The 14,464-nt window shown below is 47.5% G+C and carries 12 protein-coding genes; 5 read left to right on the plus strand and 7 right to left on the minus strand.

The genetic code is table 11. The features are described 5' to 3' along the window. Position 1: 1 nt before the first annotated feature. The gene (locus BLT32_RS03295) at positions 2-499 is read right to left on the minus strand and encodes a peptidylprolyl isomerase (RefSeq protein WP_053952871.1); all 498 of its coding nucleotides are present in this window, start codon (positions 497-499) and stop codon (positions 2-4) included. Between the two features lie 116 nt (positions 500-615). Between BLT32_RS03295 and cysS the strand changes: the two genes are divergently transcribed. Further along, a complete protein-coding gene (gene cysS, locus BLT32_RS03300; protein WP_053952872.1) occupies positions 616-1,995 on the plus strand; it encodes a cysteine--tRNA ligase in 1,380 nt (459 codons plus the stop codon). A gap of 21 nt (positions 1,996-2,016) precedes the next feature. After that, complete coding sequence (locus BLT32_RS03305) at positions 2,017-3,561, plus strand: M17 family metallopeptidase (protein WP_053952873.1); 1,545 nt, start codon at positions 2,017-2,019, stop codon at positions 3,559-3,561. 79 nt (positions 3,562-3,640) lie between these two features. On the opposite strand, the gene BLT32_RS03310 is transcribed toward BLT32_RS03305, so the two are convergent. Further along, positions 3,641-4,243, minus strand: coding sequence for a Yip1 family protein (locus BLT32_RS03310; RefSeq protein ID WP_053952874.1), 603 nt, complete (start codon positions 4,241-4,243; stop codon positions 3,641-3,643). Between the two features lie 197 nt (positions 4,244-4,440). On the opposite strand from BLT32_RS03310, the gene miaE reads away from it, so the two are divergent. Continuing rightward, positions 4,441-5,223 (plus strand): tRNA isopentenyl-2-thiomethyl-A-37 hydroxylase MiaE, encoded by a 783-nt coding sequence (miaE, locus tag BLT32_RS03315; RefSeq protein WP_053953004.1) that lies wholly within the window; start codon positions 4,441-4,443, stop codon positions 5,221-5,223. Positions 5,224-5,241: 18 nt separating this feature from the next. Here miaE and BLT32_RS03320 read toward each other — a convergent pair whose 3' ends face one another. The 3 genes from BLT32_RS03320 to BLT32_RS03330 all read right to left on the minus strand — a co-directional run bounded on the left by BLT32_RS03320 (position 5,242) and on the right by BLT32_RS03330 (position 10,034). Further along, a complete protein-coding gene (locus BLT32_RS03320) occupies positions 5,242-6,468 on the minus strand; it encodes a dicarboxylate/amino acid:cation symporter (RefSeq protein ID WP_053952875.1) in 1,227 nt (408 codons plus the stop codon). 96 nt (positions 6,469-6,564) lie between these two features. After that, entirely contained in the window at positions 6,565-7,563 is a 999-nt protein-coding gene (sohB, locus tag BLT32_RS03325) for a protease SohB (protein WP_053952876.1), read from the minus strand. 71 nt (positions 7,564-7,634) lie between these two features. Beyond that, positions 7,635-10,034 carry a VolA/Pla-1 family phospholipase gene (locus tag BLT32_RS03330; protein ID WP_053952877.1) on the minus strand — a complete coding sequence of 800 codons (2,400 nt, stop codon included), beginning with the start codon at positions 10,032-10,034 and terminating at the stop codon, positions 7,635-7,637. Between the two features lie 186 nt (positions 10,035-10,220). Between BLT32_RS03330 and BLT32_RS03335 the strand changes: the two genes are divergently transcribed. Both BLT32_RS03335 and BLT32_RS03340 read left to right on the plus strand, forming a co-directional pair. Beyond that, a complete protein-coding gene (locus BLT32_RS03335) occupies positions 10,221-10,973 on the plus strand; it encodes a YciK family oxidoreductase (RefSeq protein WP_053952878.1) in 753 nt (250 codons plus the stop codon). A gap of 79 nt (positions 10,974-11,052) precedes the next feature. After that, positions 11,053-12,123: a WD40/YVTN/BNR-like repeat-containing protein gene (locus BLT32_RS03340; RefSeq protein ID WP_235443944.1), complete on the plus strand. Its 1,071-nt coding sequence runs from the start codon at positions 11,053-11,055 to the stop codon at positions 12,121-12,123. On the opposite strand, the gene BLT32_RS03345 is transcribed toward BLT32_RS03340, so the two are convergent. Together BLT32_RS03345 and nqrM are read right to left on the minus strand one after the other, a co-directional pair. Further along, on the minus strand, positions 12,074-14,185 hold the full coding sequence (locus tag BLT32_RS03345) for an aminotransferase class V-fold PLP-dependent enzyme (RefSeq protein WP_053952879.1): 2,112 nt from the start codon (positions 14,183-14,185) through the stop codon (positions 12,074-12,076). The genes BLT32_RS03340 and BLT32_RS03345 overlap by 50 nt on opposite strands. 62 nt (positions 14,186-14,247) lie before the next feature. Then, a complete protein-coding gene (gene nqrM / locus BLT32_RS03350) occupies positions 14,248-14,460 on the minus strand; it encodes a (Na+)-NQR maturation NqrM (protein ID WP_053952880.1) in 213 nt (70 codons plus the stop codon). Positions 14,461-14,464 lie beyond the last annotated feature (4 nt).

Here is a 14,464-nt window from a genome sequence, read left to right on the forward strand (position 1 = left end):
ATTAGTCGTTAACAGAGACTTTTTCGATAACAACATCTTCAACAGGCACGTCCTGATGGAAACCTGCTGAACCGGTTTTCACCTCTTTGATGGTATTTACAACATCCATACCGTCCGTGACTTCTGCAAACACGCAATAGCCATAACCGTTTGGTGTTTCATTCTGGAAGTTTAAAAAGTCGTTGTTATTCACGTTAATGAAGAATTGCGAAGACGCAGAGTGCGGATCCGGCGTGCGGGCCATTGCCACCGAGCCAACAACGTTAGGTTTCGCGGTTGGTGCTTCGTTTTCAATATTGTCGCGCGTTTCTTTTTGTTTCATACCCGGTTCAAAACCACCGCCCTGAACCATGAAGTTATTAATCACTCGATGGAAAATGGTGCCGTCGTAAAAACCGTCACGCGCGTATTGCAAAAAGTTATCGACTGTTTTTGGAGCCGTATCTTCATGCATTGCTAAGGTAATATCGCCAAAATTTGTGTGTAAAATGACCTGCATTTTTTCTACCTGTTTCCTGTAACAAACCAGCCGATAGTGTACCAGAGCCAAGGCATCGGTGGTATCATAGGCGCTTTATTTTCATTCGTATCGGCAGAGAATTAAGAGATTTCATTATGGCAATCACCCTTTTTAATACCCTGACACGCAAGAAAGAGTCATTCGAGCCTATTCAGCCGGGGCACGTTGGCATGTATGTTTGCGGGGTCACAACATACGATTATTGCCATATTGGTCACGCCCGCACTTACGTTGCTTTTGATATTGTCGTGCGCTATTTGCGCAAGCTGGGTTATAACGTCAGCTATGTCCGTAACATTACTGATCTCGACGACAAAATCATCAAACGGGCAGCGGAGAACGGCGAAGACTTTCACGCATTAACATCACGCTTTATCGATGCGATGCATGAAGACTTCGATGCGTTAAATCTGCTGCGTCCGGACATTGAACCCAAAGTTACTGAACACATGGATGAGATTCTGAAAATGATCCAGGATCTTATCGACAGTGGTAATGCCTATAAAACCGACAGTGGCGACGTTTTGTTTGATGTGTCGACGTTCAAAGAGTACGGCAAGCTCAGTCGTCAGGACTTAGAACAACTGCAGTCTGGTGCTCGAGTCGATGTCGATGAAGAAAAAGACGACCCGCTTGACTTTGTCTTGTGGAAAGCAGCGAAAGCCGGCGAACCTGCTTGGTCATCGCCCTGGGGTGAGGGCCGCCCTGGCTGGCATATTGAGTGCTCGGCCATGAACAAAAAGCACCTAGGCACCACCTTCGATATTCACGGTGGCGGGTCAGACTTGGCCTTTCCTCACCACGAAAATGAAATTGCGCAAAGCTGCTGCGCCAACCATTCAGACTATGTGAAGTACTGGATGCATAGTGGCATGGTGCAGGTGGACGACGAAAAAATGTCGAAATCTTTAGGCAATTTCTTCACTATCCGCGAAGTATTAAAAGCCTATGATGCGGAAACTGTTCGCTATTTCTTACTGTCGAGCCACTACCGTTCACAATTGAATTATACCGAAGAGAATTTGAACCAGGCCCACTCAGCGCTTGAGCGTTTGTATACCGCATTGCGGGATATTGAGCCGAAAGAGGCTTCTGAAGCGTTAAGACGTGACTACTGGCAGAACTTCCAGAGCGCCATGGATGACGACTTTAACGCACCGGAAGCCATGAGTGTGCTATTTGACATTGCTCGTGACATTAACCGTCACCGCGACAGTGACTCAGAAAAAACAGCACAGCTTGCGTACATTTTAAAAGAATTTGCAGAGGTTATGGGATTACTGCAACGTGATCCAAACCAGTTTCTTCAAGGCGACGATGACGACGTTGCCAAAATTGAAGCGCTTATCGCCAAGCGAAACAATGCGCGTGCAGAAAAAAACTGGGCCGTAGCAGACGAAGCTCGTGACGAGCTAACTGCCATGGGTATTGAATTAGAAGACGGTCCTGAAGGCACTCGCTGGCGTCGCGCTTAACCATTTAGAAGTGAGGTATTTATGGCATTTCCAAAATTAGACGTAGTCAGCTCACTTGCTGACGCTTATTCAAAAGACGGCACTGACGCACTGATTGTCATCGGTCACTTTGACACTATTGATGACTCAGCATTAGCTGAAAAAATTCAACAAGCGAAAACAACCGATCAGCGCGTTGGTAGCGATGTATTACTGCTCCAGGCTGAAGGTGTTCCTGGTCAGCGCTTAGTAACGGCACCAACAGGACCACTTAACCGAGACTTCGACGACGTTCGCCAAGTCTTCGATGCGGCACATAAAGCGGCAAAAATTGCCCAAGACGCCGGTGCTCGCCATCCGGTTATTGCCTTAAATAATGTTGATATCAATGATACCCGCTACCAGCAGGCTTTCTTAGCCGCCTACTTAGGTGTCTGTCAGTCACTGTATCAACCGTTAGAAGCGCGTGAAGCGCATGGCGAAGAAGCGATTGAGCCAACAGAAAACGTGACTTTGGTTGGTGAACTCGATGCTGACTGGGCCATGGCTGTTGAAGCAGGCAAGCGTGTTGCCCGCGACTTAGCAGGTACGGAGCCTGAGCGCATGGCGCCACCCCGCTTTGCAGAATACTGCCGTCAGGCTTTCGCGCATACACCGGTGAAAGTCAGCGTTATCGACGACTCTCAGCAGTTACAACATGAGTACCCGTTACTGGCAGCTGTTGGCCGTTCATCGATGGCTGTTGAGCGCCATCGCCCTTGCGTCATTCGTTTGGAATATCATGGCAGTCAGCCTGAACGCACCGTTATGTTTGCCGGTAAAGGCATTGTCTATGACACCGGTGGTGCAGATTTAAAAACCGGTGGTCACATGGCAGGTATGAGTCGTGACAAAGGCGGTGCTGCGGGTGTTGCCGGTTTTATGAAAACCGTTGCCGAGTTGCAGCCTGAGCATTTGAATGTCGTCGCCGAGATTGGTGCTGTTCGCAATAGCATTGGCTCTGACGCTTTTGTCGCCGACGAAATTATTACCGGCCACAGCGGCAAACGTGTTCGTATCGGTAATACTGACGCTGAAGGTCGCTTAATAATGGCTGACCTGCTGTCTCATCTACGTGAAGAGGCTGCACAGGCTGACGGTGAGCACGAACTCTATACCGTCGCGACATTGACCGGACATGCGGCATTAGCGAAAGGCCCATACAGCGCACTGGTTCCTAATGGTCACGCTCGTCGTCAAAAATTACCGGACGCGTTATTTGACGCCGGTGAAACCTATGGCGATCCAACTGAAATTTCCTGGTCGCGTCGTGAAGATTTTGACTTTGTGAAGGGCCGTACCTTATGTGATGACTTGTTGTCATCCAATAATGGTCCGTCAGCAACAACGCCACGAGGCCACCAGTTCCCAATGGCATTTCTGGTTGGTGTTTCCGGCCTGGATAACCACGGCATTGATAGCTCACGCCCACTTAGTTATATCCATATCGACATTGCTGGCAGCGGTGTTGAAGGTGGTGACTGGCAACACGGTAAGCCAACTGCTGCGCCGGTAACTTGTCTGGCAGGCCATTACCTTAAGAAGTAAAAGTCTGTCCTTAAATACAAAAAAGCTCGGGCCATGCTTCATGGTATCCGAGCTTTTTTATTGAACTTAAATGCTTCTATTAACCTGACACAAACTCCGGCCCGAAGCCATTTGTCCAGAGAATAGCGGTTGTTACCATCAGTACCACCATGGCAATTAAGCCGGCAGTAACGACTGAACTCGCGTATATAAAGCCGCGCTCTTCAGGAATATGCATAATAACCGGCAAACCTGAATAAAGTAGATAAACTGAATACGCGACACCACCCAGGAACACCAAGGCCACAAACCAAAGTTCAGGGTACAGTGCTGCAACCCCCGACATAATAACCGGTGTTGCTGCATAAGCGGCAAGCTCCAGCGACTTGGTATAGCTAGGATCCGCTCCAAAGGTTTTTGCCATCCAGTAAATTAAATAGGCTAAAGCAAAAGTTGCAGCAATAATGCCTACATACATTGCGACAGCGAGCATTACCGCACTGTTTTCGGCAAGGTAAATAGACTCTCGAGCTCCCACGCTCCAACCAATTTTTGCCGAGGCATAAAACGCAGCCAGGCATGGCAATATAGCCACTAACAGAGTATGTGAACACGAATACATAAAGCTTTCGCGTTTACTGTCTATTGTCTTCCACTCTTGAACCGGGTGTGCGTACAAACCCCAAATATGATTCAGTATCATAACTTCACCTTCCCCGTAACACGCGGTCATACCGCCCAATTCGTAAATACGTTATAATTATTAGATTCAGGTACCGCTGAAAAATTCACCCATACGACTAATATTCAGCACTAAACTAACACTGTCAAGTACTTTTGATATAAGTTTAGTTCACTTTTGTTAACATTTTTAATCAATTTAATTGGGGAATGTCCGTTTTGAATACCGCTGTTGTTTCGCCCTATTTACCGCTTCTTGAACCCATTAATGAGTTTTTACTATGCACAACTCCCGATGAGTGGATACAAGAAGCTGCGAAAGCAGAAAACTTGCCCATCATTTTGCTCGATCACCTCCATTGTGAGCTAAAAGCAGCTCAGAGCGCCGCTTTGTTATTGCGACGCTATGCGGTGTCAGACAGTCATGGACAGTTGATTCTGGATGCACTACAGCCATATGAAGATCTCGTCTACAGAGGTATTGGTAACTTAAACGATGTGCAGAAAAGCAAGCAGTTATCTCATGCGTTAAAAGCGGCAGAGTCACAACCTTTTGCTGACGACATTATTGATCGCATGTCGCGTTTAATACGTGAGGAGCTTCATCACTTTCTGCTAGTTTATGAAATTATGGAAGCGCGGAACATTCCATTGAAGAAGCTCACGGCATCACGCTATGCAAAACAGTTGCTGCAAAAGGTCAGAACTTACGAGCCTGAAGCACTTATTGATAAGCTGATTATTGGGGCACTCATTGAGGCTCGCTCTTGTGAGCGCTTTGCGGCCTTGGCACCTTACCTGGACGAAGACATAGCCCGTTTTTACGTGTCATTACTGCGTTCAGAAGCTCGCCACTATCAAGACTACCTGGAGCTTGCACAAAAGCTCAGTGAAACCGATATTAGTGACAGAGTTAACCAGTTCAGAGAGTGGGAGGCTGAGTTGATTCGTTCGAAAGACGCTGAGTTACGCTTCCATTCAGGAGTTCCGGCGTACGCCTAATGCGCACGCCGGCTTTACTTAAAGCTCTTCTAATTTCTTACCGGCATTCTCGTCATAGTAGACTTCTTCATCAAAGTCCCCTTCTGAGCGAGCAACAACGGTACTGACCATTGCGTCACCAGTGACGTTAACCGCAGTTCGGGTCATATCAAGTAGGCGATCAACACCGATAATTAAGCCAACACCCGGTACACCAGCGGTACCAACAGACGCCAGAGTCGCCGTCATAATAACCATTAAGTACTCTGCAATACCTAAGTCTAAACCGTAGACCTGAGCAATGAATACTGTCGCCACGCCTTGCATTATCGCAGTACCATCCATGTTAATGGTGGCACCTAATGGCACAGTAAACGACCCAACGCTATTGCTGACACCTAAACGGCGGGTCACTGTTTCCAGCGTAATCGGCATAGTCGCATTACTGCTAGCTGTACTAAAACCAAACAGTTGTGCATCGCGCATTTTCTTAAGGAATATACCCGGTTTGACACGAGCCAGTACACGCATAAACAGTGGGTATACAATAAGGCCATGAGCAATCAGCACAAAGAGTACTAACAGGAAGTATTTGGCCAGACTGCCTATCATTTCTACGCCAATTTCAGTGAATAGCTTCGCCATTAGCGCAAACACACCATAAGGCGCAACCGCCATAAGTATGACAACCAACTTCATGATCACGGCGTTTAAGTCGTCAAAGAAGCCTTTCAGACGCTCACCAGGCTTACCGACTAATGCCATCGAAATACCGAATAACAGCGCAAATACAATAATTTGCAGCATGTTACCTTCTGCCATGGCATTAATTGGGTTATCCGGGAATAGATTAATAATCACTTCACTAATAGATGGCGCTTCATTGGCTTCAAAAGACGCCTCTGAAGAACGCTCAATACCAGAGCCCGGCTGCACTAACACTGCCGAGAATATGGCAAAGCTTATGGCGATAGCGGTCGTTATCATGTACATGCCCACGGCTTTACCGCCTAAGCGCCCAAGTTTACTCGGGTCGCTCAACGAGCAAGTTCCCACCACAAGTGAGACAAACACTAATGGCACGACCAACATTTTCAGTGACGTGATAAATATTTGGCCGACAACATCGAATAAGCCATTGGTTAAATACAATGACACCCACGCATTGTCGCCGGCCACGTAACGAATGATTGTACCGAGAATGATCCCAGCGACCATGCCGATAACAATGCGGCTTGTCAGGCTGAGTTTTTTCTTTTCGCTCATAAGCGTCCTTTATTATTCATTCTTAAAAACTGCGTTAGACTACCAAAAAGTTGTTAGCTGCGCAGCTTTGTTATTGTAAGCGGCGTTTAACAGCTCTTATTGTGCGATATCTGAACGCGTCAACGACGACTTTAACGTCTGAATGACCATTGAAAGGCCTTTTGCGAAACGTTCACTCATGGGTTTACGCACCACATAATTAAGTTGCAATACATTGAACGCTTTATGTTGCTCAAGTAACCAGGAGTCGCTCGTTGTCACCTCGTCTACCAGACCAAGTTCTTTTGCTTCCTGACCTGACCAAACTTCGCCCGTGGCAACCTTATCAATATCGAGCTCAGGACGGTTCTCTTGAACGAATGCCTTAAACTGGCGGTGAATTGCCTCTAAGTCTTGCTTAAATTTACGGCGGCCTTCGTCGGTGTTCTCACCAAATAACGTCAAGGTGCGCTTATACTCACCGGCTGTTAATTGCTCAAAATCGACATCATGCTTTTTCAGGAAACGGTGGAAGTTCGGTATTTGTGCCACCACACCAATAGAGCCAATAAAGGAAAACGGCGCGGCTAAAAGCTTGTGACCGACACAAGCCATCATGTAACCACCACTGGCGGCCACATTATCAATGGCAACGTTAAGCGTAAGCCCATTAGACTTAATGCGTTGCAACTGCGCAGCAGCCAACCCGTAACCATTAACAACCCCACCTCCGCTTTCTAAACGGACGAGAACTTCATCTTTCTCGGTTGCTAACTGCAAAATGGCATTCACTTCCTGACGCAAGTTATCGACTTCTTTAGCGTCCATGCTGCCTTTAAAGTCCAGCACAAAAAGGCGCCGCTTTTTGTCCTCTGCTGGCTTTTTCTTTTTCAACGCCTTCATCGCTTTCTTGCGAGCTTTTTTGTCCATTAACTCTAACTTGAGATGCTCGCTAAGGTCCTTTAGCTCTTTCGACAGGTCTGTTACCTGTAAGTCACCTTTACTTTTCTTCTGCTTTTGAGCCGCTTGTGCCAGCAAACCAATAATAAAGCCTACAGCAATAACAATAATGGCCGCCTTTAATAAAAACGCACCAATATCTATCAGAAACTCCATACACCTCTCCAATACGAAAAAGGCCAGCATAACTGCCGGCCTTTGAATAACAAGTTTTCAATAACCTGAGGTTATTCTACCACTTCTTCGTTTCTGATTGGTAACTGCTTCATGTCTGAAGCAAACCAGAAGGCAATTTGTTGTTGCATCTCAGCAGTAACTGCCGCAGAAGGACCTGCGTCAACCAGTGAACCGTGCTCTGCGTCACCACCAAAGCGGACAATGCCAGATACCGCATTACCATCAGGATCGGTGGTTTCGGAGATCCCCTCTAAACCGAGCAACGCAGCCAGAGGCTCTGTACCCGCAAGTGGCTTGTTCTCCACTGCATTAGGAATAACCGAATCACCAATTGCTTCAATCATAAATACAGGCGTCTCTGAAGCGACGACATCACTTGCGTAGTTAACAGGGTCGCCCGAGTCAACGACGGTTTGTGCCGCGAAAGCAAACTGTTCGAAAGTCGCGTTAATTTGAGCCACCTGCTCAGCTGGAGCTTGCTCCATGAAGCCAGCATAGAACTCCTCGAGCGTTGCGCCGCCGGCAATAGCTTGATCAGCGGCAGCTTTAAACTCCGCATTCGATGAGTAAAGCAGGCTTGCTTTAATTGTTGGACCGAAGCTCTCAGAGGCTAGCAGGAAGTTTGCTAAGCTACCGCCTGGCATGCCTAAGCTAGAGGCCTGAACGCTAAACATACCGTCAATCGCTGACAGTGGATGCCCTTCGCCAAATGAGGTGTTAGCTAAAGCTGTAAAACCAGTTCCGGCAATTGCACCTAGAGAGTGACCAATAAAGTGGACATCTGTGCCATCAATCTGCTCGCCGTCTGCTGCCATAAAGTTATTTAGGCTTACACGTAGCGAGACTAAGTCAGTAATTGACTGACGCAGGTTATCGCGAGTAGTAAGCAAACTGCTTAGGTTCATATACGTGGTTGCGTTTGCTGGGCCTGTCGCTGTGATATCAAGTTCACCGTCGCCATTCACGTCAAAACCACGTTCACCGTGTAATGGGTGGTCAATTGCCACTGTTGCATAACCCGCTACCGCCAACGTACCAGCAATTGCAGCCGCATTATCTTTCGAGCCTGTAATACCGTGCTGGAAAATAACAACAGGCCAGCCATTAGCCGGTTCTTCAAGTGCTGGAAGACCTTGCTGTCCTCGTACCGCATTTGCTGTTGCCAGGTCAGGGATAGTCACGAACGCATTAACTGTTTCAGTGTCCTGAACTTCTGGCACTGGATTGTATTTTGTTAAGTGACGCTCTTCATCAACCCCCGGTAAATCAATACCGTTCTCTGAGGCAACACATGCCTCTACAATTGAACGAATAACACCAGCTTTGTCAGCAGCAATAGCATCTTGAGTGATACCCAAACCTAAAGCCCCTTCAGGAATTTGACCACTCTCAATGCCGCCAACAATGGTAACAGGGCTGTCACACTTCGCCGTCCAACGACCAGTAACTGGTGCAGTAGGGTTTTCTGCACTTGGAACAGGCAAATAGTAAGGAAGATCAACCTGGCCCCCATATACTTTTGCAGCCGATGCAACGGCTAACGTTGTTGGGTCAGTAATACCCGCACCAGAAAGAACTACATCTAAAGTAACTCCCTGCGGCGCAGCTTGCATTACTGGCGGCGCACCGGCAGCAATTTGTTGACCTAACAAGGTTTTAGTCATTCCCAAAACATCACCGACAGACTGAGTCGTAAAGTTTGAGCTGTAAATGACGTCTTCAGGGTCTACACCGAACTGTGCCAACGCGCCTTCATAACTATTAACCAGCGCTTGCAAGCTTCTGCCCGACTCCGTATCAGAAGCTGGAGCTTCATCAACAGGCTCTTTCATCAGCGTGTAGGTTTGTGACGCTTTGACACGACGACCCAAAGAATCTTGAATGTTATCCGTTAAAACAACTAAATAACCGGTCGCCGACTCCAAAGGACGAAGAGGCAATACCGCTAGGCTGCCTGCACCGGTCGCTTTAACCGTGAAGTCAGTACCGTGCTGTAACTCTTCAGTTACCGCACAAACAGCGGCTGGATTAGCTGCAGCGCAACCTTCAGAGACGGGCGTTCCACCTTGAACCGTTTTGAATACCCGAACAGCTCCCTGGGCTTCCACACTGGCTGGATCAACAGATACCTGCTCGCCGTTTTGATCAACAGGTAAAGAAAAATTAAACGCCAGAGTTGAGTGCGTTCCCCAACCGTCTAAACCGTTAATAGCAACCTGCGGGTTAGCTGTATCACTTGGGTCAGCGACCGGAATATTTAACGTGCCATCAACACTACCGCTCAATAAAATATTCGTCGGCGCTGGTATTTCACCGTTCGACGGGTCGAACACAACACGTGTTGCAGCGACATTCACTTCGTTTTCCGTAATAGGTGCTTCGTCACCGCTTCCGCAACCTACAAGGCTCAGAGCCGAACCGATTGCCAATGGGAGTAGTAATTTCTTCATGAGGTATCCCCAATCCTTTTTTATGTTTTGTTATTCTGTACCTTCTCTTAACGAAATTTATACACCTGTATTAAATAAGATTAAAGGCTTTTTAACGATTTTTCGTTCGTTTGCTGAGAAGTTATTCGAATATCGTTACAATAGCCTACTCACCCGACCACAGTCCAATGGTATTAAAAAACAGTTATGAAAATTAAAACCGTACACGAATACAAAGCCGCCCCGGACCTTCTAAAAGACAAAGTTATTTTAGTCACAGGCGCAGGCGACGGCATTGGTAAAGAGGCGTCAATAACCTTCGCGAAACACGGCGCTACTGTCATATTGCTCGGTCGCACTGTTGAAAAACTGGAGGCTGTTTATGACTCGATTGTCGAAGCAGGATACCCTCAGCCGGCTATTATCCCATTAGACTTAAAAGGCGCCACACCGTCTCATTACCGAGACATGGCTGCTACTATTCAAGAACAGTTTGGTCAGCTCGACGGTGTACTGCATAACGCAGGCTTGCTTGGCATTTTATCGCCGTTTACTCACATTGAAAAAGACAGCTGGGATGACATTATGCAGGTCAATGTGACGGGTCAGTTTGCAATGACTCAGGCGCTGATACCGGTTATGGAGAAAGCACCGAATGCATCTCTGGTGTTTACGTCTTCAGGTGTTGGACGCAAAGGTAGAGCTTATTGGGGCGCATACTCTATCAGCAAGTTTGCGACTGAGGGCATGGCTGAGGTTATCGCCGACGAATACGAGGGTACAAAGCTACGCACGAATGTCATTAATCCAGGTGCAACACGAACCAGCATGCGGTCAAAAGCTTACCCTGCTGAGGACCCTAAGAGCCTGAAAACACCCACCGAAATTATGCCAACGTACCTTTATTTAATGGGTGATGACAGCAAACACGACAATGGCATTTGCTTTGACGCACAGTAAGTCGCTTTGCTGTAGCTCTGGGTTCATCGTGCGTGCTACACTCGCTAGCAACTGTTAATAACGGGTTATAACAATGGCGATGACGAAGCTAGTACGAAACGCATGCTGCGCCGCGGCATTATTGAGCGGAGCTTCAACTTTTGGCTCCGCAGCCGCACCGCCAGAGCTGGAAATACTCGATACAATTAAAGAGCAACACTGGATTGGCATAAGCCCGGTCAGCCGCAACACCATTTGGGTCGCCGGTGAAAACGGAACCGTTGCTCGCTCAACCGACGCCGGAAAAAGCTGGCAGTACTTCCAGCCCGGCCCGGACTATCTTCAATTTCGGGACATTGAGGCTATTGATGACCGCCGGGCTTATGCAATGAGTGTCGGTGACGGCGGTCAGTCAAGAATCTACTACACCGAAAATGGCGGCAATAGCTGGCGTTTACGCTATCGTGGTGAAGGTGACTCATTTTTCAATTGCATGGCATTAGCACCTAGCGGCGAAGCTTGGGTGTATGGTGACAGTGTTGGTGACGAGTGGCGCATGGTCAGAAGCGCTGACGGTCGCAATTGGATGCAGGTTCGTTCCGCTGTTGCTGAGCCGCCGCAATCGAACGAAGGTGGCTTTGCTTCTAGTGGTAGCTGCGCACGTTTTAACAATGATACCTGGATGATAGCAACCGGTAATGCCGACAAAGCGCGGGTATTAGTTAAAGGCTCTTTCGGTATTCGCTTTAAGGTTATCGATGCACCTATGCAGGCAGGTCCTATGGCAGGTATCACCAGCGTTTGGCCTGACAATGAAGACAACTTTTATATTGCAGGCGGCTCATTGAGTGAAGAAAGCGACGAACAAGAGGCTCCACGCTTGTGGCACTATTCCAACGAAGAGTTCAAGGCGTTACCCGAGCCTCCTCTTAGCGGTGCGCTATACAGCCTCAGTAAAGTCTCACACGAAGGAGACTGGCTGCTAACCTCTAACCCGCAAGGCGCCACAGCATTAAACGTTGGTTCCGGCCAGTGGTATCCATTATCTGATAAAAACATTTGGAATGTGCAGTGCCACGGCGATATTAGTTGTTGGTTCGTCGGCAAAGACGGTTTTATCGCTAGACTGCTTTGGCAGCCGGCGAGCTCAAAAGAGCAAGCCCTCCCATAAGGTGACGCGTTCGTTTGAATCCATGGCGCTGTAAAACATTAGCAACCACAGCGCTGCGGTTTCCCGAACGGCAGACACAGATAATATCGCGTTCTTTGAGTGTCTGGTGGTCATGAATAAATTGTATGACTTCAGTGACCGGCACATTAATAACGTCAGCTGTGCATGGAATGTCAGACACAACATGCTCTTGACGCTCTCGTACGTCAATCACGACAAGATCATCCCGATACCAAAATTCGTCAGTCTCACCAATTGGAATATTCACATCCTCGGACGGGTCGCATTGACCAAAAGTCTCACATAACGAATAGACAATACGATGCTCGGGATCATCTTTCGGGCAAACCAGTGCATCACCAGACACCGCTTTTTCATAATTGTGAAGCGGTGCATCCCCCGGGAATACGACGTCGGTCTTAACCTGGCTTTTTAAACCGGCCGGCTCACTCAACGCAAACACCGGGTGCTCACTATTGACACGAAAGAGTCGTCTTTCACCAATCGCAACACAGCCTTCTACATCAACTTCAGAGTCAGCAGGAACAGCGTCACAGCTACGGTTATTGCTCTGAGGCCATCCAATGGCATCATGATTGCTGGACTCTCTTAGTAAAATACCTCTTAGCAACTCTGCAGCTTCTGTAATATCTGTATCTGAGCCTGTACTTAAAACCGCCTTTACTTTATAGTCTCGGCAAGTAACGATGTTCTCAATACGAGCTGACAAAGCCGGGTGAGGGTCTATAACAACTAGTTCCTTTGCGGCCTTATCAATAATTAAATAACAGCAGTGCGCATCATATTTTAATTGGACGACGCCATCTAACGCAGCATCGTTATCATTATTTGTATCCGCAATGAGTAGACATGAATGTTTAAGTGCATCACCGGCCTGTCGTATTCGATAACACGCCTCATCAATGTCCTGCTGCGTGGTCGCCGGACCAAATGACATGCGAATGGCGGCTTGGCTTTGCCAGTCGTCGAGTCCCATTGCTCTTAGCACAAAACTACCTACCACTTTAGAGCTGCAGGCTGAACCGCCGCTGACACGAATTCCGCACGCGTCAAAAACATCCATAATGTCTCTTGAAGCGACGCCTCGAACAGAAAAGTTCAGTGTTGTCGGTACACTCAGTTCAAAATTGTGGTTAAACACAAGTGTTGGAAATGCCATTTGTAAGCTTTCAGCCAACTGTCGACGATACTCTCGCAACCTCTTATCAGACTGCAGTACTTCATTTTCAGTAATTAGTAACTCAAACAACGCATTCAACGCCGCAATTCCAGGTAAATTTTCCGTACCAGAACGTTGGCCAGACTCTTGCCCACCGCCAATAAGTAACGGCGTGAATGGCGCCTGCTCACGAACCGCCATAAAGCCTATCCCTTTGGGACCATATAGTTTATGTCCACTAAAAGGCGCGTAATCTATAGTTGTTTCATCAAGCGTCAGAGGCAATTTACCGAGCGCCTGAACGCAATCCACCATCCAGGGGATAGACGCATTATTGGCTCTTATTGCCTCTTCCAGGGCTTTAATATCCTGTTTAACGCCCGTTTCATTATTTACCGCCATTGTGCATATCATTGCGGCATCACTGACATGTCGCTCTATAAAATCAAGATCTAAACGCCCCTCACGGTCGACCGGAATCGCTTTCAATTCAGCGTGGAGACCAAGCAGTTCATTCCAGTGCTCTAACGCTTGCGGAACAGCTTTATGCTCTGTCGCCCCATATAAAAGGTACTTAGAGCTGGGCCGAGTTTTCATTGCATGAGAGATGGCGGAAACAACTGCGGTTTGAATGCCTTCGGTAGCGCCGCTGGTAAATATAAGTCGCCCACGTTCTAAGCCAACTATTTTACGGGCAAGTTGCCTGGTAGTATCCAAAATATAACGAGCTTTAAGGCCAGTGATATGGCTACTGGATGGGTTTCCAAATACAGTTTCCATAGTGTGAGAAACTGCTTTGGCGATTTGAGGGAGAACCGGCGTTGTTGCGTTACAATCGAGATACAACTCATTACCGTTAGTCTGAATGTCTATCGGCTTCATTTCTCCCCCATTCGCTTGTAAAATTAAAAGTTATATCGTTATAACCTGTATGGGGTTTTTGATCAATTAATCTGGTTTTCTTTCCACTGCTGTTCTTTTTTCATACGTGCTTTGCGCTTATCGCAAGGATCATCGCAATCGCAAGCTTTGTCCATGCCCAGTGAGCTAATACCACCACAGCTACCTGAAATTGACTTTCTCTGTACCATATAACCAATGGCCATTGCCAAAACGACTAAGATAAATAAGGCAAATACCATTAAAAAGGTTTGCATGACT

This window comes from Idiomarina zobellii (genome assembly GCF_900100855.1).
Taxonomy (GTDB): Bacteria; Pseudomonadota; Gammaproteobacteria; order Enterobacterales; family Alteromonadaceae; genus Idiomarina; species Idiomarina zobellii.

Excerpts from the sequence above, each read along its gene's own strand:
- BLT32_RS03335 (WP_053952878.1), top strand. The coding sequence starts at position 10,221 with ATGAAAATTAAAACCGTACACGAATACAAAGCCGCCCCGGACCTTCTA.
- BLT32_RS03340 (WP_235443944.1), top strand. The coding sequence starts at position 11,053 with ATGACGAAGCTAGTACGAAACGCATGCTGCGCCGCGGCATTATTGAGC.
- cysS (WP_053952872.1), top strand. The coding sequence starts at position 616 with ATGGCAATCACCCTTTTTAATACCCTGACACGCAAGAAAGAGTCATTC.
- sohB (WP_053952876.1), bottom strand. The coding sequence starts at position 7,563 with ATGGAGTTTCTGATAGATATTGGTGCGTTTTTATTAAAGGCGGCCATT.
- BLT32_RS03330 (WP_053952877.1), bottom strand. The coding sequence starts at position 10,034 with ATGAAGAAATTACTACTCCCATTGGCAATCGGTTCGGCTCTGAGCCTT.
- BLT32_RS03320 (WP_053952875.1), bottom strand. The coding sequence starts at position 6,468 with ATGAGCGAAAAGAAAAAACTCAGCCTGACAAGCCGCATTGTTATCGGC.
- BLT32_RS03295 (WP_053952871.1), bottom strand. The coding sequence starts at position 499 with ATGCAGGTCATTTTACACACAAATTTTGGCGATATTACCTTAGCAATG.
- BLT32_RS03305 (WP_053952873.1), top strand. The coding sequence starts at position 2,017 with ATGGCATTTCCAAAATTAGACGTAGTCAGCTCACTTGCTGACGCTTAT.
- BLT32_RS03345 (WP_053952879.1), bottom strand. The coding sequence starts at position 14,185 with ATGAAGCCGATAGACATTCAGACTAACGGTAATGAGTTGTATCTCGAT.
- BLT32_RS03310 (WP_053952874.1), bottom strand. The coding sequence starts at position 4,243 with ATGATACTGAATCATATTTGGGGTTTGTACGCACACCCGGTTCAAGAG.
- nqrM (WP_053952880.1), bottom strand. The coding sequence starts at position 14,460 with ATGCAAACCTTTTTAATGGTATTTGCCTTATTTATCTTAGTCGTTTTG.